Origin of the sequence: Vibrio sp. LaRot3, assembly GCF_027587025.1 — a bacterium.
Classification (GTDB): domain Bacteria; phylum Pseudomonadota; class Gammaproteobacteria; order Enterobacterales; family Vibrionaceae; genus Vibrio.
In genome coordinates this window covers 1-17,798 of the sequence record NZ_JAPPTI010000020.1, presented here as the reverse complement: position 1 = coordinate 17,798, position 17,798 = coordinate 1, and the positions used below count along the sequence as shown (strand labels likewise).

General features: G+C 43.5%; 19 protein-coding genes and 1 pseudogene. 4 read left to right on the top strand and 16 right to left on the bottom strand.

Features of this window, described 5'->3' with window-relative positions:
• Positions 1 to 37: 37 nt before the first annotated feature.
• From OH461_RS19695 to OH461_RS19670, 6 genes and pseudogenes are all read right to left on the bottom strand, one after another.
• On the bottom strand, positions 38 to 1,096 hold the full coding sequence (locus OH461_RS19695; protein ID WP_270022237.1) for a porin: 1,059 nt from the start codon (positions 1,094 to 1,096) through the stop codon (positions 38 to 40).
• A gap of 314 nt (positions 1,097 to 1,410) precedes the next feature.
• Positions 1,411 to 1,629 carry a DUF6500 family protein gene (locus OH461_RS19690; RefSeq protein ID WP_270022236.1) on the bottom strand — a complete coding sequence of 73 codons (219 nt, stop codon included), beginning with the start codon at positions 1,627 to 1,629 and terminating at the stop codon, positions 1,411 to 1,413.
• 49 nt (positions 1,630 to 1,678) lie between these two features.
• On the bottom strand, positions 1,679 to 2,095 hold the full coding sequence (locus OH461_RS19685; RefSeq protein ID WP_270022257.1) for a GNAT family N-acetyltransferase: 417 nt from the start codon (positions 2,093 to 2,095) through the stop codon (positions 1,679 to 1,681).
• Between the two features lie 135 nt (positions 2,096 to 2,230).
• Positions 2,231 to 2,767: pseudogene (locus tag OH461_RS19680) on the bottom strand (HAD family hydrolase); the annotation flags it as partial.
• A gap of 20 nt (positions 2,768 to 2,787) precedes the next feature.
• Positions 2,788 to 3,381: an NAD(P)H-dependent oxidoreductase gene (locus OH461_RS19675; protein WP_270022235.1), complete on the bottom strand. Its 594-nt coding sequence runs from the start codon at positions 3,379 to 3,381 to the stop codon at positions 2,788 to 2,790.
• A gap of 229 nt (positions 3,382 to 3,610) precedes the next feature.
• Positions 3,611 to 4,273, bottom strand: a complete 663-nt coding sequence (locus OH461_RS19670; RefSeq protein ID WP_270022234.1) for a pyridoxamine 5'-phosphate oxidase family protein — start codon at positions 4,271 to 4,273, stop codon at positions 3,611 to 3,613.
• Positions 4,274 to 4,353: 80 nt separating this feature from the next.
• On the opposite strand from OH461_RS19670, the gene pdxR reads away from it, so the two are divergent.
• The 4 genes from pdxR to OH461_RS19650 all read left to right on the top strand — a co-directional run bounded on the left by pdxR (position 4,354) and on the right by OH461_RS19650 (position 8,550).
• Entirely contained in the window at positions 4,354 to 5,793 is a 1,440-nt protein-coding gene (pdxR, locus tag OH461_RS19665; protein ID WP_270022233.1) for a MocR-like pyridoxine biosynthesis transcription factor PdxR, read from the top strand.
• A 4-nt stretch (positions 5,794 to 5,797) separates the two neighbouring features.
• Complete coding sequence (locus OH461_RS19660) at positions 5,798 to 6,331, top strand: dihydrofolate reductase family protein (RefSeq protein WP_270022232.1); 534 nt, start codon at positions 5,798 to 5,800, stop codon at positions 6,329 to 6,331.
• A gap of 119 nt (positions 6,332 to 6,450) precedes the next feature.
• Entirely contained in the window at positions 6,451 to 8,139 is a 1,689-nt protein-coding gene (locus tag OH461_RS19655; RefSeq protein WP_270022231.1) for an amidohydrolase, read from the top strand.
• Positions 8,140 to 8,145: 6 nt separating this feature from the next.
• The gene (locus OH461_RS19650; protein WP_270022230.1) at positions 8,146 to 8,550 is read left to right on the top strand and encodes a hypothetical protein; all 405 of its coding nucleotides are present in this window, start codon (positions 8,146 to 8,148) and stop codon (positions 8,548 to 8,550) included.
• 21 nt (positions 8,551 to 8,571) lie between these two features.
• Here OH461_RS19650 and OH461_RS19645 read toward each other — a convergent pair whose 3' ends face one another.
• The 10 genes from OH461_RS19645 to OH461_RS19600 form a co-directional block, all read right to left on the bottom strand.
• Entirely contained in the window at positions 8,572 to 9,447 is an 876-nt protein-coding gene (locus OH461_RS19645; protein ID WP_270022229.1) for a LysR family transcriptional regulator, read from the bottom strand.
• A gap of 15 nt (positions 9,448 to 9,462) precedes the next feature.
• Complete coding sequence (locus tag OH461_RS19640) at positions 9,463 to 10,089, bottom strand: DsbA family protein (RefSeq protein ID WP_270022228.1); 627 nt, start codon at positions 10,087 to 10,089, stop codon at positions 9,463 to 9,465.
• 87 nt (positions 10,090 to 10,176) lie between these two features.
• Positions 10,177 to 11,046 carry a patatin-like phospholipase family protein gene (locus OH461_RS19635; RefSeq protein ID WP_270022227.1) on the bottom strand — a complete coding sequence of 290 codons (870 nt, stop codon included), beginning with the start codon at positions 11,044 to 11,046 and terminating at the stop codon, positions 10,177 to 10,179.
• Positions 11,047 to 11,336: 290 nt separating this feature from the next.
• A complete protein-coding gene (locus OH461_RS19630) occupies positions 11,337 to 12,599 on the bottom strand; it encodes a RidA family protein (RefSeq protein WP_270022226.1) in 1,263 nt (420 codons plus the stop codon).
• Positions 12,600 to 13,025: 426 nt separating this feature from the next.
• Positions 13,026 to 13,595: a hypothetical protein gene (locus OH461_RS19625; protein ID WP_270022225.1), complete on the bottom strand. Its 570-nt coding sequence runs from the start codon at positions 13,593 to 13,595 to the stop codon at positions 13,026 to 13,028.
• Positions 13,596 to 13,785: 190 nt separating this feature from the next.
• Positions 13,786 to 14,427, bottom strand: a complete 642-nt coding sequence (locus OH461_RS19620) for a CatB-related O-acetyltransferase (RefSeq protein WP_270022224.1) — start codon at positions 14,425 to 14,427, stop codon at positions 13,786 to 13,788.
• Positions 14,428 to 15,019: 592 nt separating this feature from the next.
• Positions 15,020 to 15,406 carry a hypothetical protein gene (locus tag OH461_RS19615; RefSeq protein ID WP_270022223.1) on the bottom strand — a complete coding sequence of 129 codons (387 nt, stop codon included), beginning with the start codon at positions 15,404 to 15,406 and terminating at the stop codon, positions 15,020 to 15,022.
• A 158-nt stretch (positions 15,407 to 15,564) separates the two neighbouring features.
• Positions 15,565 to 15,867 carry a N(4)-acetylcytidine aminohydrolase gene (gene yqfB / locus OH461_RS19610; protein ID WP_333482230.1) on the bottom strand — a complete coding sequence of 101 codons (303 nt, stop codon included), beginning with the start codon at positions 15,865 to 15,867 and terminating at the stop codon, positions 15,565 to 15,567.
• Between the two features lie 184 nt (positions 15,868 to 16,051).
• Entirely contained in the window at positions 16,052 to 16,414 is a 363-nt protein-coding gene (locus OH461_RS19605; protein ID WP_270022221.1) for a hypothetical protein, read from the bottom strand.
• Between the two features lie 143 nt (positions 16,415 to 16,557).
• Entirely contained in the window at positions 16,558 to 17,781 is a 1,224-nt protein-coding gene (locus OH461_RS19600; RefSeq protein WP_270022220.1) for a PDDEXK-like family protein, read from the bottom strand.
• Positions 17,782 to 17,798 lie beyond the last annotated feature (17 nt).

Below are 17,798 nucleotides of genomic sequence, written 5' to 3'. Positions count from 1 at the left end.
GAGGGCAGCTCTGAGAGGCAGTTAATGAAATCTATTGTTAGAAGTAGTAACGAGCACCGAGAGTCCAGTAGTCGTTTTCAGTGACATTGATGTCATTGCCTAAGTCAAATTGATAGGCAGCAAAAGTTACAAAGCCCGGTGCAACGGTGTACTCCACCTGCACAGCACTTTCGCTAAATTGAGTTTTGTTGGCTTTGTCATCGTCGACGGCCTCATAGTTGACGGCGAAGTTCCAACCATTGTCTAGACCAAACGCCGCAACTGCTTCGTATTGCATTGACTCTTCTAGACCTTTGTAGAAATTCTCATTTTTACCCCAAACCAAAGCCGCATAGATGCCTTTGCCGTATTGACCATATTTGGCTGAGAAAACATGCGAGTTAGCGTCAACCTTGGTGTTGGTATCCACATTGGTGATATCACCGCCGCTGTAAACGTAACCCACACCAAAGCCAGCAAACTCACCACTCAAGGCAATTTGGCCGCGAGTATCATATTCTGTTGTAACGCGAGTCACTTGGATTGTGCCAGGGTTGCCCACTAGCACTTCAGTATCTTGAACATCCGTTTGCTTACCTTGCCAACCAAGGCCAAAAGAAACCGACATATCACTGCCAAATGCAAAACTATTGCGGTAGCTCACCATCTTATCAGCACGAGCAGAACCCAAATTACCGTGATTGCTGTAAACGAAGTCATTGGCGAACGCGATAGGTTGGTCAGCAACACCTGCAACGTCATAGTATGGTGACCATTGTGTACCCACCACTAAGCGACCTGCTTGTGCATGTGTCGCACCTATGTAACCTAGACGGGTTTTGAATGTCTCTTCACCACCATTCAGGTAATTCACAGCCCATTCACCTTTGGCGTCAACCGTGATGCCATGACCGATTTCTTTCTCACCAGCGATGTTCACTCGTGGAGATACTTGGTGCACTTTGGTCTCAGTTTCAAAGTATTCACCAATACCCACATCCACATACCCTCCAACTGAGAGCGTGGTTTTGTCTCCACTGTAAACTTGCGCAGCAAGCGCTGATTGAGATGCCAAAAGAGTTGTTGCCACTGCGATGGCTAGTTTTGTCGTTTTCATTTGTTTCGTCCTTTTTTAGCGTTAGCTAAGGTTGCTGATGCAACGAACTAGTTTGCTAACAACTAAAAGCTAGTAATGAAAACGTATTATTCAAATGAAATTGATTGCATAATTTCATTATAAAACTAACAAGGTACTTAATAATGAATTTAGCCAGCCACAAGTAGTTAATTTGATTGATAAATCATAAGCGGTGAGTGAAGTGATGATAGTGAGTGATCACTATCACAAAATGGAGAATTACAATGCAGCCAGCCCTTTATATATGCACGATTGAGTGCTGACTGGCTGCCAAATTTAAACGAAATGGCGGGTTACTTTCCTTCTTCTACCATTGTGATGATCTTGTGGGCCTTTTCAAAATGATCTAATTGATGAGTTTGAATCCACCATGTAGCCGCTTCCATCAATAGTTCTGGGTCATCGTTCTTGTTAGCGAAAAAGGCATAGAACGATACCCCTACATTATCCCCTTTCTGAGCAATCTTCTTGTGACATACTTGAAGTACTTTTTCTCTTAGCGACTGACGCATAATCTTCCTTTTGTTTACTGAACACTTTTTGTATTAAATACTTTCTGTATTAAATATTGTCGTCTTGCGACGTATTGTATGAATACATGGTGACTTCCGGTCGCGAATGCCAACCTAAAGCTTGATAAAAGCGCTGTGCTGCTAGATTGTCATTGGCAACAAATAGATGGGTTTTATCAATACCTTGCTGCTTCAAAGCATGGGTGGCTTTCTCAACCAACTGTTTACCAATACCAAACCCTCGGTAACCCTTATCAACCGCAAGGTGCTGCAAATAACCGCGTCGACCATCGGTACCAACCAATACTGCACCAATCATTTTCTCACCATCGAGAGCCACAAAACTTAACCCTTCATTTCTGTTTAAATAACGGCTGATGTTTTGCTCTGAATCAGCTTCTCGCAACAGCATCGCTTCCGTTTGCGACCAGAGATCGATCACTTGCGAATAATCACTTGGGGCCATTGCTCGGTAATGAAAAGTGTTGGTTGTTTTGCTTCTAATCTGGGTTGCTTTAGCAGCGAAATGTAAAGCCAGTTCTGCATTGATAAAATCGTCGATTTTCTGAAAATGCTCTACTCTGTTGCCAACCGCGACAAAGTTAACTCCTAGCTCATCGCACGCCCTTTTGTCCCACTCTCCATCGCCAAAATAAGTAATCGGTAAATCATCTTGGTTGGCCACTTGAGCTTTGGCACTCAGCATTATTTCAGTACGAGCATGGTGGTCATTGGACGAAGCGATCACTAGCTTCTCAACATCAAACCCTGCCGATTGCAACTTAAGGCGAGCGCTCTCTCCCCATCCTCCTGTTGCTAAACTTAAAATCGTGTTGGGGTCTTGCTGTAAGCGAGCTATAAACGCCTTCGCGCCCTCAACCTCCTTGGCTGGGTCACGATTTAGATGCGCTTGAATGTTTTGAATAAAAGCCGCTTTCACCTGCGGTTCAAGTTGCTCTATAGTTATGTCCATTTGGTGCTGCTTAATAAACTGCATCAAAATACCGCGGTCGCTGACGTAGCGATAGTCACTCCAATTAGTGTCGATGGTTTTACCCGTCACATCCAGTACCGCTTGGACAAAGCACTGCTCGTCAAAATCGTATGATTGAATCAGAGTACCATCGATATCAAACATCAAATGCTGCATGAACACTCCTAACTTTGCGGATTGAGATAACGACTAATACGCTGAGTAAATTTCTCAGTACGCGATTGAGAAACATCTTCGGCTTTATACAGCGAGAACATTTTCAGCTTGCAGTTTTTCGTACATGCACCAAGTAGTGCAATCTTTAAGATTCGGTGGACAGGCTTCCACAACACAAAGTAATCAACCCACCATGGCGAGCCAAGGCTGGTAATTGCCGTCACTTGTTTTAAGTTGTGCAAAAGCGGAGTAATCGCCCCCAGATCGTCTGCGTGATTGAACGCGTGACTCGGAGCCCAGACTCGGTCAAACCATCCTTTTAAAATCGCAGGAAAACCAAACCACCACGTAGGAAACACCAAGACTAAATGATCGGCTTGCTTTAGCTCAGCAAGATCCGCTTCTAAATGAGATTGCTCAAACTGCTCAGCGTAATAGCTCTGTCTCTCTTGAGTTTGCAAACGGGGCTCAAATTGCTGTTGATAGAGATTCTTCACTTCAACTTGATACCCTTGTAGCTCTAAGCTCTCGACCGCTTTACTTGCTAAATGCTGGCAGAGGCTGTCTTCTAATGGGTGGGCAATAACGACAAGTGCTTTCATTGGTTCTCCCTACTCTTGGTTGTGGCCTTCCGAATGGCTCTGTATTAAGACTATGCTTTCATATATGACGTTTATTTAACATACGAGAACAGTAACTTAGAGCAATTATCCAACAAGGTGAGGTTTGACAAAAATCTCTACCATTAGTCACCTTTTTATCAATGAGTTAGCGCATGAAATGTTAAGCATTCCATACGCAAAACGGCGGATAAAAAAGCGGCGCTTTATACTACTCAGCTTGATGCCATCTTGACCCATAAGCCATGGAGTAATCTGGAGTCGCGATACTAGAATCCAACGTACTACTTGGTTGTAAAGGCCCAACCACAGTGCGATAAGGCACAAAACCCGCCCACGCCTCAATATCGAGATCCGCTTTATCGTCATTCACTTCTCCATTACTCACTTTGACTGAAGCCTCAGTCAGTGGAATGCAGAGAATCATCGTGGCTGCTAACTCTTTATCACTACTCAATCGAATCTCTTCACATCGTTTGGGCGCAATTTGCTCAATAAAGTGATTCAGTAAGCGGTCTTTTTCTTCTCGTTCACTTATCTCTTCAAACTGCCCCATAACCACCGCAGAACGATAATGAGCACCATGATGGAAAGCTGACCTCGCCAGTACCCAACCATCGAACAGAGTAAACGTCACACAAGTTGCATTACCCTGCTTTAGATAACGCATCAATCGGCTATTGTTGGCACCGTGAATATAAACATGGTCATCTACTCGCCAAGCCAACATAGGGATAACCACAGGCCCAGAACCATCATGAATGGCAATATGCCCCACCAAGGATTCATCAATGATTTGATGAAGGATTGAAACATCTTGCTGCGCTTTATGCGCTGCTTTCTTTAGGGTGGTACGCTCCGTGTTTGACAGCATAATTTTTCCTTATCGACATTGCTTTAAGCGCAATATATCGACAAACTGGCTCTGTATTCAGATCCAGTTTTGAAATTAACATGGAGCCAGTTGTGCAAGAACTTGATATTGGAGATTTACAATTAGAACGACAAGGAGACTCGCTACAGGAGCAGCTCTTTCATGCTATACGCGATAAGATCGTATCGGGATTGTGGCCTAAATCGAGCAAATTACCCTCCACGCGTAAACTCTCCAGCCATTTAAGTATTAGCCGTAATACCGTCAGCGGGACTTATGACAACTTGGTGTCTGAAGGCTACATAGAAAGCAGGCCAAGCAGCGGATATTTCGTCGCTGTTGAACTACCAGACAGCTACTTACCAACGGCAAGCGAGCAGAGCAACAAAACCAAACCTCTACCGCGTGAGGATTTGAATAAGCCATTTGCTACTGGCATTCCAGACCTACAGCAGTTCCCCTATGCTAAGTGGAACAAATTGCTGCAAAGGCATAACCACAGACCTAACATTATGGGCAGCAGCGATATTCAGGGTGTAGCGTCACTTCGAGATGCCCTTGCCCATTACCTTTCATCAAGCCGTTCTGTCCGTTGTAATGCACACAACATCATCATTACCTCTGGCGCGCAGCAAGCACTCACTATTGCCACTATGGCGAGTTTACAGCCTAAGCAAACGGTCATGATGGAATCGCCCGGTTACGCCCAAATGCGAAAAGTCCTTAGCTTACTTAACTACCAACAAAAACTGATCCCCGTATTGCCACAACATGGCCTAGAAATGGACTCCATACTCAACCACCAAGCTGACGCACTCTACGTTACACCGAGCAATCAATATCCGATGGGCACGAGCTTGAATACCGAAAAGCGACTTGAACTCATCCAGTGGGCAAAACGCAATGATGCGTGGATTATTGAAGATGATTACGACAGTGAATTTCAGTTCGCCCATCGTCCATTTACCAGTATGCAGGGGCTTGCAGCACAACTTGGCATTGATAACCATGTCATCTATATCGGATCGCTGAGCAAAGTCATGTTTAATGGCTTGAGAATTGGCTACATGGTGGTTCCCGACCAAATCGTAGACCAATGCCTAATGATCAAAGACGCACTTAGTGGTGACTCACCCGCTCATACTCAATATGCACTAGCCGATTTCATCCAAGAAGGTCATCTTCTTCGACATATCCGCAAAATGCGTCGGCTCTATTCCGCCAAACGACAAGCTATGGTCGAACACATAAACCTTTGCTTGGGAAGTGATGTGACCATCATCAGCCAAGCTGCAGGATTGCATATTACCTTGCAATGGCGACGTGGTATCACAGAGCAACAATGGGCTCAACGAGCCTCAAAAGCAGGCATACGTCTGCGCACCATGGACTATTACGAAACAAAAGACAGCCCTGAGCGTGACTGGCAAGGCGCAGTTCTTGGCTTTGGTAATATCTCTATTGAACAGATTCCTGCTACTATCAAACTGTTGGCGCAAGCCTTTTATCGCGGAGAATAATTACATGGCGAATATCGTCTTTATTGCCACCAGCTTGGATGGTTACATTGCGGACAAACAAGGCGGGTTAGACTGGCTGCACGCTGTCCCTAACCCAGAAAATCTTGACCTTGGTTTCGTGCCTCTTATGGAGCGCGTTGATGGCCTGATTATGGGTAGAAACACGTTTGAAACCGTGATTGGCTTTGGTGTTGAATGGCCATATTCTAAACCTGTATTCGTGCTGAGCAATACGCTCACCGAAGTGCCAGCTGAACTGGCTGATAAGGTGTCTATTGTTTCCGGTGAGCTGCATGACGTCGTCCACAGCCTAAACAAGCGTGGCTATCAAGAGCTGTACATCGATGGTGGCGTAACTATCCAAAACTTTCTGCAACAAGACTTAATTGATGAGCTGATTATTACCACCATTCCCGTTTTACTCGGAGGCGGAGCTCCGCTATTTGGTGATCTGACATCGCCACTCAATTTCGCACTAAGTGAAAGCAAAACCTTGCTAAACGCAGTGGTACAAAGCCATTACATCAGGCAGAAATAGTACTTTTTTGTCACTACACCAATCTCTCCTAGCCACTATACGAATCTTCATATAGTGGCTATTTTTTATCTATGTGCAGTGCTTAGTACACTCCTCGTAACAATAACTAAGGAGCCATCATGAAACGACCTTTCTTGACCGGACTAATTTTGAGCATTGCTATGCAAAGTTACGCGAATGACCACACTGCCGATACCCTACTAACCAACGCCACCATATATGGACACGAACGTGCCGATACCATTGCCATCAGCCAAGGCCTAATTGTGTTTGTTGGTGATTATGACCATGCTGAACGTTTCATTTCATCCTCGACCGATGAAATCGACCTAGAACAAGCGTTTATCATGCCGGGCTTTATCGACAATCATAACCACGTATTTGAAGCGGCATCCGAAGCTGGCGGAAGCTGCGAACTGGACATGGACGGCTTAGTAAAAGATCAAATCCCCTATTTACGCGCATGCCGATCATCAGCACCGAAAAACGGCTGGCTAACCGGTTATGGTTTTTCAATTGAAGCCATTCTCGACCCTGAAAACCGCCGTACACCGTTGGAAGTCATCGATGAGATCTACCCAGATATACCTGTGGTCATCATGGAGCAAACGTCGCACTCAATGTGGGTTAACTCCAAAGCACTACAACTGGCTGGCATTAGTAAACATTCACCTGAGCCGCAAGGTGGCAAAATACTCAAAGATGAACATACTGGCGAGTTGAATGGAATACTGCTTGATAATGCTGGCGACATCGTAATGGAGATGGCTTGGAATAGCCTGAAAAATCAATTTGAACAGAGTTACGATGGCTTGATGGTTGGCTTAGAAGAAGCGGCTGCTCATGGTATTACGACAATTGGTGACGGACGTTTGTATTGGAAACGCGGATGGCTTGAGGTTTGGCAACAAGCTGAACAAGACCAAACTTTAACGGCGCGCGTCTCACTAAGGCCATGGATTTACCCGACCGATAGCATGAAGCCACAACTGGATTTTCTCGCAGATATTCAGTCAAGTAACAGCGACCGCCTATTAATTATTGATCAGGTCAAAATGTACAGCGATGGTATCTTTGTCAATGGTACAGCAAAGACGCTCGCCCCCTATTTAGATACTTACATCCCTGACGAGCCTTATGGCATCAACTACATTGAACCCAAAGCGATGAAATCATGGCTAACAGAGCTGGATAAGCTGGGATATAGCGCCCACATTCACGCTATTGGGGATGGTGCAATTCGAGAATCTTTAGATGCGGTGGAATATGTGCGAGCCTCAGGATCTACTCGGCCATATACGCTCACCCATGTAGAGCTCGTCGACAAAAAAGATATTCCTCGCTTTGAAAAACTAGGAGTAACCGCCGACTTTCAAGTCGGTTCGGATTATGTCGCGCAACATGACCATCAATGGGCAGAAGCCTTTCTTGGCGCAAGACGCACTCGCGCACTGATGAATCTCAGTGCGCTGCATAGCACCGACGCTAACGTCACCTTAAGCAGTGATTGGAACGTGCATGATATTAACCCTTTGGTTGGTATAGCGAACAGTATCAAGATGGGAAAAACTGGCCTACCCGACGTGAAAAATGCCATTGATGCCTACACTATCAATGCAGCAAAAAGTTTAGGTTTAGACCAAGTCACAGGCTCAATTTCAGTTGGAAAGTCTGCTGATTTGGCGATTCTCGACCAAGACATTAGCCGCCTAAGCGCCAATAAAATCGCTGATGCACAAGTGTTGATGACCATATTACAAGGCAAAGTCGTGTTTGATATCGACCAAAGTGATAACGAACAAGAGTAAACGATAATGGAAAAACGCCGCTTTTATACTGAGGTTATGGTTAAGCAAGCACTGTTACTCTTGCTGATTGTGCCCTGTTTATTTCTGCAAACCTTTGATGTTATGCGAGATATGGAACACAGTAACCAAGCGGCGATATTAGCTGTCATTGGTCTATTAATGGCAGCGGCTATCGTTGGAATATTCGAGGCAACTTATCAAAAGACAAGGTTAAGCCAGCCGCTATTAAGATACTTCGCTCATGCAACCAAACTTCTGTTAATGGTCGGTATTTCTGAACTAATGATTCTGGCATTAGCGGCTATTGGCACTACTTACCAATTTTGGGATGACCCTTTAGTATGGGCACTTCTGCCTATCTACGTCGCGTTGTTACTGTTCGACTGGTGGGATGCCCTGAATACAAGTTAGCACTGCCGATCATTTATCGAGCTAACCATCAAACTGATGATGCTGTTTGAGACAATTCAAAGCCGCATTCCCTACTTTTGATGCATCAAAACCGTGTCGCCATACCATCTCCACTCCACGCACGAAGCCGTGTGGTTGGAAATGACACGCGAGCGAGATTAAATCCCCTCGCTGTAATTCGTGCTCTACGTTCGCTTTCGGTACAAAAGCATAACCATGACCTCGCTTGAGTTGTGTTAGCAACATCGCCAAGTCACTGAACAGCGCATAATCGACACCAAAACCTTCAAACTCACGCTGTTGCATTATCCCCCAAACCAACTCTCGATATTGGCCTAAGTCGTCGCTAGACACACCATCTAACATGGCTAACGGGTGATTATGGCTACAAACCATCACTTCTTGATAGCTACCCAATGCTAAATAGTGGTTATCAAGCTGATGAACTTGTTCTGACTCATGACGAATAATGACATCCAATTCACCCTCAATCAGCCCTTCGGCAAGCTGTTCTGGGTCATCTCGCCATATTTCGAGACTCAATTGAGGCATCGCAAATAACTGCTCCACTCCATCCGCAAGTAAACTTTCTGGGATGTAGTGTTCAATGCCAATGCGTACAACCGCTGGCTCGCTTTGAGCCAATGTAATCGCGCTTTGCTGCAACTTATCGAAATGACTGACAGTATGCTTGAGGTGTGGCAACAGTTGACTGCCCTGTTCTGTCAACGACGTTTTGTTACCCGTCCGTGTAAAAATCTCAACGCCAAGGTCAATTTCTAAATCTGATACCCACTGACTCACTTGAGGTTGGGTCTTGCCTAACTGACGAGCCGCTGCTGAAATAGAACCTGTTTCAATGGCGACAAGTAGCGCACGTAAATGGAGTATATTCATCTCTAATAATCGGAACTATATGAATGATTCGGCTAACAAAGCGTCGATTTGCGCTAAGGTTTTTGCGCTCTCTTGGTAATCAATCGGCAGTTCCGTAATACCTTGCGCTGTTTTCAAAAACAAAGAAGGAAAACTGTTACCACCAATTGAGCGGGCAAAAGCGATCTCATCAAGAAGCTGTTGGTTAAGCTCACTCGAGGCCATATCACGAGTAAACTGCTCGACGTTTAAGTTAAGTTGCTGAGCTAGACCAATATGCACATCCACATTACTCGGATTCTTCGCATGCAAGTAATAGGCTTGTTGAATGGCGGTAATCATCGCCTGCTCTGCGTTTTGCGCCCGCGCCGCGAGCACTGAGCGACACGCAGGGTAAGTGGAGCGTCTCGGAGTATTGTCTCGCCAAAAGTCATGGTTAAACTCCGTCCCCAAGTAATCTTCAATTTTGCGCCAATACGCTGCAATTTGGTGCTGCATTGGCTCTGGCATAGGCACATCACTGTCGGGCGCTAACCCACCCACCAAATATTGCAGTGTGACGCCCTCTGGCAAAGATTGTTTTATCTTTTGCCATGTTGGCTGATAGCCCCAACACCAAGAGCACATAGGATCATGCACATAATACAGAGCATTTGAATCCATGCTTTCCGCTTCCTTTATTCTTAACTGATACCACTCTCACCATACTAGCGGAATGACGCGGTAAACACACCTTACGACACCAAACGATCACAAACAGAAATGGCAATTCTCTTCACTGAGGCCATGAACACCTTGCTGTATCGCCAAGTGAATTTTCCCCGCATCAACGCCCATTTGATAGCCTTGCTCCAATATCTCTAGCTTCATGGTTAAACGCTTAACAGCAAATGATTCGGGCGGTGCAATCACTCGGATTGTCGCATCTTTTGGCGGATTGCGAATAAACGCCAGTGATTGATTGTAATTGTTGGCTCTTACCAACATTGATTCGGCGATGTTTGGGTAACGAGCTAGCAGTGTTTTCATCAACCATGGCGCTTTCATTGGCTTCATTTCATAGCTCAATGGATGGGATAAAATCACCGTAATATCTCGCGCACCTCGGCGATAGGCTTCTTTGACAGGAATTGAATCCGCCACACCGCCATCAGTGTAACAACCGCCTGAAAAGCAAGGCGTAGACTTATAGGCGATAGGTAAAGCAGTGGTTGCCTCTAGCACTGAATCTAAATTTTCTTCATTGAGTCGGAAGTAGTCTGCGCCACCCGTCTCGATATTAGTTACAGCGGCATACATAGGGGTTTGCAGCACTTGATCATAGTCGATAGGGAAACGCTGATTTGACTGTTCAATCAGCCATTTCACATCCACGAGATCGCCACCGCGTACAAAGCGAGAACGATTAAAGAAGCGCTTTTGAGTCGCCAACTGGCTGATCACTTTGTAGCTGCGCTCTGGTTGATGAGCAAGATAGCCCACCAAGTTAGAAGCTCCCGCAGACACGCCAATGACGAAATCGTAGGGCTGATAATCCTCAGCCATAAAACTATCTAAAACACCGCTGGCGAATACACCACGCATCGCGCCACCTTCTACGACTAAAGCTTTGTTACTCATTGTTGCTACTCATTCTCTATTTCCTGAGTAGCATAATTTTGAATTTATCTTGGCTCTAATCGCTTTTATCAATTCTATTGATTAGCAGAAACTATCAAGCGTATAACAAATAATCAAAATATAACTTAACAAACGAAACTTATTATCGTTTATGCAATTATTATTTAACTCTTAACTTCATAAATAATTATCCATAACATGAATAAAAAAAGGCACTGCGTTATTTACACAGTGCCTTCTAATTTATTATTTATATTTAAACCAATTATATTATTAATTAGTTTTAAATATTATGCGTTTGGTGGTGTACCTTCCGCATTTGATACTGTTGCATCAATTTGAACTGCCGCGCCCATTGCGATTTGAGATACGCCCACAACTGTACGAGCTGGTAGATCGCCTTTGAAGAACGTAGTGTAGATTTCGTTTACAGCGTCTAGGTCAGCCATATCTTTAAGCTGAATGTTCACTTTAACAACGTCATCCATCACGTGACCAATGCTTTCAACGATCGCTTTGATGTTGTTCAGACATTGTTTCGCTTGCGCTTGAGTATCACCTTCAACCAATGCGTTTGTTGCTACGTCGAGTGGTAGCTGAGCCGCAATGTGATTGTAGTGAGAAAACGCTACAGTTTGAGTGTGTAGTGGGTTGCGTGGCGCTTTATCTGTGTTGTTAGCACGGATAACAATGCCGTGACGGTCTTCAACTTCTTGCGGTGGTGTGCCGTCGCCGTGTGATACTACTGCGTCCATTTGAACACGAGCACCCATTGCTAGGTCAGCAACTACTGCGTTAGTACGCGCAGGCATGTAACCCACTGTACGAGCAATTGAAGAATCAGGGAAGAACGTAGTGTACGCTGCGTTTACTGCATCTAAGTCTGCAAGATCTTTAACGAATACAGTTACTTTTACGATGTCATCGAATGGTACATCAATGCTTTCCATGATGTTTTTGATGTTACGTAGACACTGAGCCGCTTGCTCTTGAACGCCACCTTCTACTAGCTTGCCTGTTGCAGGGTCGATAGGAAGCTGAGAAGAGATGTTGTTGTAGTGAGAGAACGCAACTGTTTGAGTTGATACAGGGCTAATTGGTGCGTTTTCTGTGTTACGAGCTAGCTTGATTAGTGGGCAAGCTGCTTGAGGAGTTGTACCTTCACCGTTAGAGATGATTGCATCGATTTGCACTAGAGCATCGCTCATTGGTAGTGCGTCAACTGCAACTGTTGTGCGAGTTGGGAAGTAACCATTGAAGAATGAAGCGTAAACTTCATCAACTTGTGCTGCATCTTCGATGTTCTTAAGGAATACGTTCACTTTAACAACGTCTTCCATTACGTGACCGATACTTTCAACGATCGCTTTAATGTTTTCTAAACATTGAGCCGCTTGCTCTTTTACGCCGCCAACAACAATCTCACCCGCTGTGTTAATAGGTAGCTGAGCAGAGATGTTATTGTAGTGAGAAAACGCAACTGTTTGAGTTGATACAGGGCTAATTGGTGCATTCTCTGTGTTGCGAGAATTTTTAATGATTACGCCGCTCATGTCGATTGTTATCCTTATATTAGGTACAGAAATATTTATTTCTTTATGTCGTTATTGGGAAGAAAAGTAAGGTGGCACTGATAGTAAGTGAAAATATTCCCTTTAAAAGTGACTAACCTCAAATTAAATTTCCACTAAGCGTATTGTAAATAACGGATATTTAATCAATCGCAGACTAAATATCCGTACCTTTTATTAGCTACACTTAGAAATAACGATTAAAAATTTCTATTAATTCCTAATTAGTGAATAGAATCTCATCGCAAAAATTAAAGCAATTTCCTTTTTTTGTTCATTTCTGATGATGACTTCACAGTAACATCGTCATTTATGGTATTTGCCCAACGAACAACCGCTATTTATACCAGCGAAAATGCATAAATAACCTTGCGTTCAATGCGCCTATGCAAAACCCGCGATTGAGGGCTAAATTGGCCTCTCTAAAGCGTATGGATGGGGGCTTAATGTTTCGCAGTCATGATAAAGATCAGCATTTAACTGCAAGTGAATGATCGGCTTTAACTCACCAATACCAAACTCGCTATGTTGACGGAAATACTGCTGAGCGTGCTCTAGCTTGTCAGAGTACATTGGATATATCGCCACGTTCTCCCACTGATAGTTGATGTCTGTGATGTAAACATCGTCTGCCTGTAGTGGTAACCTAAACACCAAGGTTTTGTTGCACGGAGTAAACTTACCAAGATAGTTTCCGCTCGCATCGTGAGCCGTTGTTGAGGATATCGCGATGTAACTGCCCACTTTCGCATTGCCAATGATGTAACGCGTGTCTTCGGTAAGTTGATGATCAACACTCGCAAACCAATCTTCAACAAAGCGGCCCTGCTCAATGCTACCTTGCGACACCTTTACTTGGTAAGAGCTCGATAAGTTACCCAATACAAAAGTCACTTGAGATGCGTCTTGTTGGGGTGGATGCTGCGCGCAGCCTACTAAGCCTATCGTAAGCGCAGCATAAGAGATTATTCGCTTCATACATTCGACCTATTGATATAATTCCGTTTAATCAAAAAGCTACGCTGCCAGTTGCTCATAAAACCTTCAATCCGCAGCGATGAATTTTTAGACGCTCATAGCAATTTATAAAACCTGCGGTTTGATATCGTTTCTAGATGTAAAAATGCCAGCGACAGGCGCTGGCATTTCTACAGACTAAAACCAATAGCTACGACTTATTGTGCGCATCGTATTCTTTCAATGCTGCTTGTAGTTGAGCTAAATCATCACTACATAGATAAGGTTGTAGTGCTTTAAACTTTTCACTAGGCCATTGGTAGACTTTCATTGCTAATAGCGCCTCTACAACTTCCGGCGCAAAACGATACTTAAGATGTTTAGCTGGCGATCCCGCCACCACACTATAAGGTTCGACATCTTTGGTCACCACACTATTGGCCGCAACAACAGCCCCTTCACCAATGGTCACACCCGGCATGATCATCGCGCGCATACCCAGCCATGACCCACTACCAATATGGGTATCACCTTTGCCCACATAGGCCTCTTCAATGGTTTCCATAAACGGGTACAAACAAAACCAATCGGTACGATGGGTGTGGTTTCCGCCCATCAGTATGACCACCTCTGCGCCAATACAGACGTAATCACCAATATGGAGTTTATCTATAGGCCATCTTGGCTCCCATTGACGACTCACCTTATCGCCATGCAAATAGCGAACAACCGACTCTTCAAAGCCGTTATCCCAACAATCGCTGTAGTAGCTATGTTGGCCTTGAATAATAATATTTGGGTTGGTGACCACTTCATGGAGCAGTTGGTACTTAGACCAGTGTTTCTCGCTCATTTTTACCTCTTTACAGTTCACTGATTTAAACGTTGTGATTTAACGAAGTGCACAAGGTGCCGTCAGTGAACGCGAGGCTGTTTTAGTAAGGGAAGTAGTTTCATGAGAGGGGCTTTATTTGAACTTTGAGAGCAATGCTAACATGAACTGAACATAGGTGCACAGCGATAGGAAACAAAAGCCGACCAGATGGTCGGCTGGTTAAATTTTCTTGAAAGGCAACTTTGGTGGTTGATTGCTCTTGTAACTCATAGTTGGACAAAAATGAAATAGGGCAATACCAAACAAAGATTCAACCTGATTAGAAAAAGTACCTTGAAACCTTAAATGCTTGTTACAAGGAGACTTGCGCCTTATTTTTAACATCAATTACTTCAAAAGAGCCCGTCGTCATATCAAAACAACCTACCGCTACAGTATCGATAGGCATTTGAGCAATGCTTACACCATAAGGATCAAAGATTTCACTACCACCAAAGCCATTTAAAGTGGAGTCATTCAGCGCATGAGGCCAATTGCATTGAATAATGAAAGCTCCAAGTTTACTCGCTATCTTGGACAGTTTGTTATGTGTAAATCTGCTCGCCTGTAACTACCAAATTTCTATTACTGGATTGAACTTTCCATCTTTTCCGGAATGCGACGTAGATATTTTTATCTTGGAAGGTACAAAACTCTCCCCTTTATACTCAGGGTCAACTTGCATATTATCGATCAACCCATCTTGGGCGAAGCGAACGATGGTCCCTGTTATTTGAGTTTGAATCTCCGGTATACCAACGGGCACAAATACTTTGTTCTGAGGCACATCTTGCCCACCTAATTCTGCTGGAAAAAGAAGAGTTTCAACTAACTCACCTTTCTGAACTAGTTCCAATGCCTTCTCTCTTGAGTCGACAGCTGAATAATCAGGCACATACTCAGCATTAGCTGAGGCCGTAGCTAAGAACCCTAAAACTGTTGCTATTAGTTTTTTCATGTTTATTCCCATACACATAACGCCGCGTTAAGTGGCGAACAACGCAAACACCTAGCCTAATAATTACACCTTAAACACAGAAAATGCAGTGCGTTGGTAATCCACCTTAAACGCCTTGTTATATGCGGGTTCGAGGGGCTTTAGGACTAATAGAGTGATTAACCAACAACTTTGAAGCTGATAAAACACAAATTATTTTCTGTTGGATATATTTTCCGCAAAATCCATTTGAGCATAAATACAAATGGTAGATTTTCGGCTTTAGCGTGCTTTCTGTTGAGCTGCTCAAACTCCATGTGCTCAACACCAATTATTTCTAGTTTACAGATTTTCCGGTCGTCTTCGAGAGTAAAAGCTTCTACGATCTGCCCCGGGAAATAATGACTTTCGGATTCATCTCGAATCGTTGCCGTCTTTTTACCTGATAGGATTTGACGTTCTAATTTTGTGAAAAATGTGATTTTATCCAAAAACTTACCCCTACTTCCTTACAGGTTCTTCCAAGCATGTAACGCAGCGTAAGTAGTGAGCAACGCAGACCGCCTAACCTAAACTATTGTGCCGTAAAAACACTAAATTCAAATCAAACCGAAAATGCCAAGCGTTGTGAATCCGTCTTAAACGCCTTGATATGCATTGTGGTCTTTATTGATTCCATCCAAAAGACCCTCCACGGTACATATATAACGAACGTGCCCCCATGAAAGGTTCTAGTTGCCCCCCCACTGTAGTATGCGCTAGATCTTCAAGGAAACATGTTCTCAACGCGCCACCAAGGTCTGTTTTATCATCTACATGCTGCTCGACGAAGTTAAATAGCTCTTCTAAATAAGGTTTTGATTCTGCGTCGTTTGAACTCCTTAAATACTGCATAAATTCATTCAAAACACCACATATGGTAGATGACCCATCCTCGTGCACATTGTAATTGTCATTCGAGTTCCACATATTCTCAAAATCCGAGTCTAGGAACACCAGATAATCCAACACGTCCTTATATGATTCCATCTTTGCCTCACTATTGAAGATACATAACGCCGCATTAAGGTGTGAGCAATGCTACCACGAAACTCAACCATGCCACCGTAAACACAAAACCCAACGATGGAATGAAAAATGCCAAGCGTTGGGAATCACTCTTAAATGCTTTGTTAGAACAAAGACCTTAGTTCACTATCAGATTGTAGGCTTAACACCAAACCATTAAGTTCATTGGCAATTTTGTCAGCTAATGTTTCAATATAACCCTCTTCGGACAGCTTGCGTAGATTTTCATCAGTAGACTCAGATAAGACGATTGGATCACTTAGATACTTCCAACCTGCTGACCACCGGTTGTTTCGATTAAAGCTTGAATGTTTCACAGAAAGGAAATGGCGAACATGATCATAGATTTCTCGATCACCCTGTTGAGAACACCAAATATTAAAGTAGCCGGTACCATGATTTGACGTAAAACCCACCTGCAGTTTACCTTGATTATCCCCATGGAAAGGGTACAACCAAATATTAAAACTGTTGTTGTGAGCCACTACTTCTGAACAGCCATTAACATCAGAAGTTGATTCAGTTTCATTGATCAGTATACCTGGTGAGATTCTAGAAATAATCGCTTCTTGAAGTGCGTGCAACTTTTTTGCATGGAAGTTTTCTTTAGCTACATTCACAGCATCTAACAATGCAACTGGATTGCTACCTTTATTAATGAGCTCCTGCTCAAACCAAGATTCTAGTTCACTCATAAGTTCATCACTCTGTTTTGTATGCGTTAGTTCAGCCACTAAATCTAAGTATTGCGAAATACTTTCTCTTAACTCGGGATGAGAAACAGCCTCTTTGCGACAACTTTTTAACCAACTGGAGATATGAGATTTATAGCTAATCGGTTTATAGTTATTCTTCAAAAAATCACTTTTTAAGCCTTTAACACTTTGTTCTGAAGCTTTCTTTCCATCTAGTGATAAATAAACCAGCGTAATGTTATCTTCGCTAAAATTGAGATCGTTTACTAGCTTAAAATATCGATTAAGCTGGTTATCTTGATCTCCGGCATACACTTTATTTTCGATTATGATTGCCTGACCGTTTTGGTTTCGAATTAGAATGTCTATATCATTCCACTCTTTTTCTACAGTCACCACATTCAAGTTAAATGAGGTGTCTTTAAGCACATCATTACAAAAGTGTTTTAGGAAAATGCTCCCTTTGCCGTGACTACCATAAGGGTTCAATAATTCTGCAAGAAATCGACTATGTAACCTAACTTCATCACTGGTACCACGCAAAACTTTAAATAAGTTAAACGACTCTCTCTGCTGAAATCGCTCCCTTAATATCTGAGGGATATACAGTAATTTCTCTAATTGATTACGCATTACTTACCTCTTTGTTC

Excerpts from the sequence above, each read along its gene's own strand:
- OH461_RS19620 (WP_270022224.1), bottom strand. The coding sequence starts at position 14,427 with ATGAGCGAGAAACACTGGTCTAAGTACCAACTGCTCCATGAAGTGGTC.
- OH461_RS19650 (WP_270022230.1), top strand. The coding sequence starts at position 8,146 with ATGGAAAAACGCCGCTTTTATACTGAGGTTATGGTTAAGCAAGCACTG.
- OH461_RS19600 (WP_270022220.1), bottom strand. The coding sequence starts at position 17,781 with ATGCGTAATCAATTAGAGAAATTACTGTATATCCCTCAGATATTAAGG.
- OH461_RS19655 (WP_270022231.1), top strand. The coding sequence starts at position 6,451 with ATGAAACGACCTTTCTTGACCGGACTAATTTTGAGCATTGCTATGCAA.
- OH461_RS19605 (WP_270022221.1), bottom strand. The coding sequence starts at position 16,414 with ATGGAATCATATAAGGACGTGTTGGATTATCTGGTGTTCCTAGACTCG.
- OH461_RS19640 (WP_270022228.1), bottom strand. The coding sequence starts at position 10,089 with ATGGATTCAAATGCTCTGTATTATGTGCATGATCCTATGTGCTCTTGG.
- OH461_RS19670 (WP_270022234.1), bottom strand. The coding sequence starts at position 4,273 with ATGCTGTCAAACACGGAGCGTACCACCCTAAAGAAAGCAGCGCATAAA.
- OH461_RS19625 (WP_270022225.1), bottom strand. The coding sequence starts at position 13,595 with ATGAAGCGAATAATCTCTTATGCTGCGCTTACGATAGGCTTAGTAGGC.
- OH461_RS19660 (WP_270022232.1), top strand. The coding sequence starts at position 5,798 with ATGGCGAATATCGTCTTTATTGCCACCAGCTTGGATGGTTACATTGCG.
- OH461_RS19695 (WP_270022237.1), bottom strand. The coding sequence starts at position 1,096 with ATGAAAACGACAAAACTAGCCATCGCAGTGGCAACAACTCTTTTGGCA.
- OH461_RS19615 (WP_270022223.1), bottom strand. The coding sequence starts at position 15,406 with ATGAAAAAACTAATAGCAACAGTTTTAGGGTTCTTAGCTACGGCCTCA.
- OH461_RS19645 (WP_270022229.1), bottom strand. The coding sequence starts at position 9,447 with ATGAATATACTCCATTTACGTGCGCTACTTGTCGCCATTGAAACAGGT.
- pdxR (WP_270022233.1), top strand. The coding sequence starts at position 4,354 with ATGGAGCCAGTTGTGCAAGAACTTGATATTGGAGATTTACAATTAGAA.
- OH461_RS19675 (WP_270022235.1), bottom strand. The coding sequence starts at position 3,381 with ATGAAAGCACTTGTCGTTATTGCCCACCCATTAGAAGACAGCCTCTGC.
- OH461_RS19635 (WP_270022227.1), bottom strand. The coding sequence starts at position 11,046 with ATGAGTAACAAAGCTTTAGTCGTAGAAGGTGGCGCGATGCGTGGTGTA.
- OH461_RS19685 (WP_270022257.1), bottom strand. The coding sequence starts at position 2,095 with ATGGCCCCAAGTGATTATTCGCAAGTGATCGATCTCTGGTCGCAAACG.
- OH461_RS19690 (WP_270022236.1), bottom strand. The coding sequence starts at position 1,629 with ATGCGTCAGTCGCTAAGAGAAAAAGTACTTCAAGTATGTCACAAGAAG.
- OH461_RS19630 (WP_270022226.1), bottom strand. The coding sequence starts at position 12,599 with ATGAGCGGCGTAATCATTAAAAATTCTCGCAACACAGAGAATGCACCA.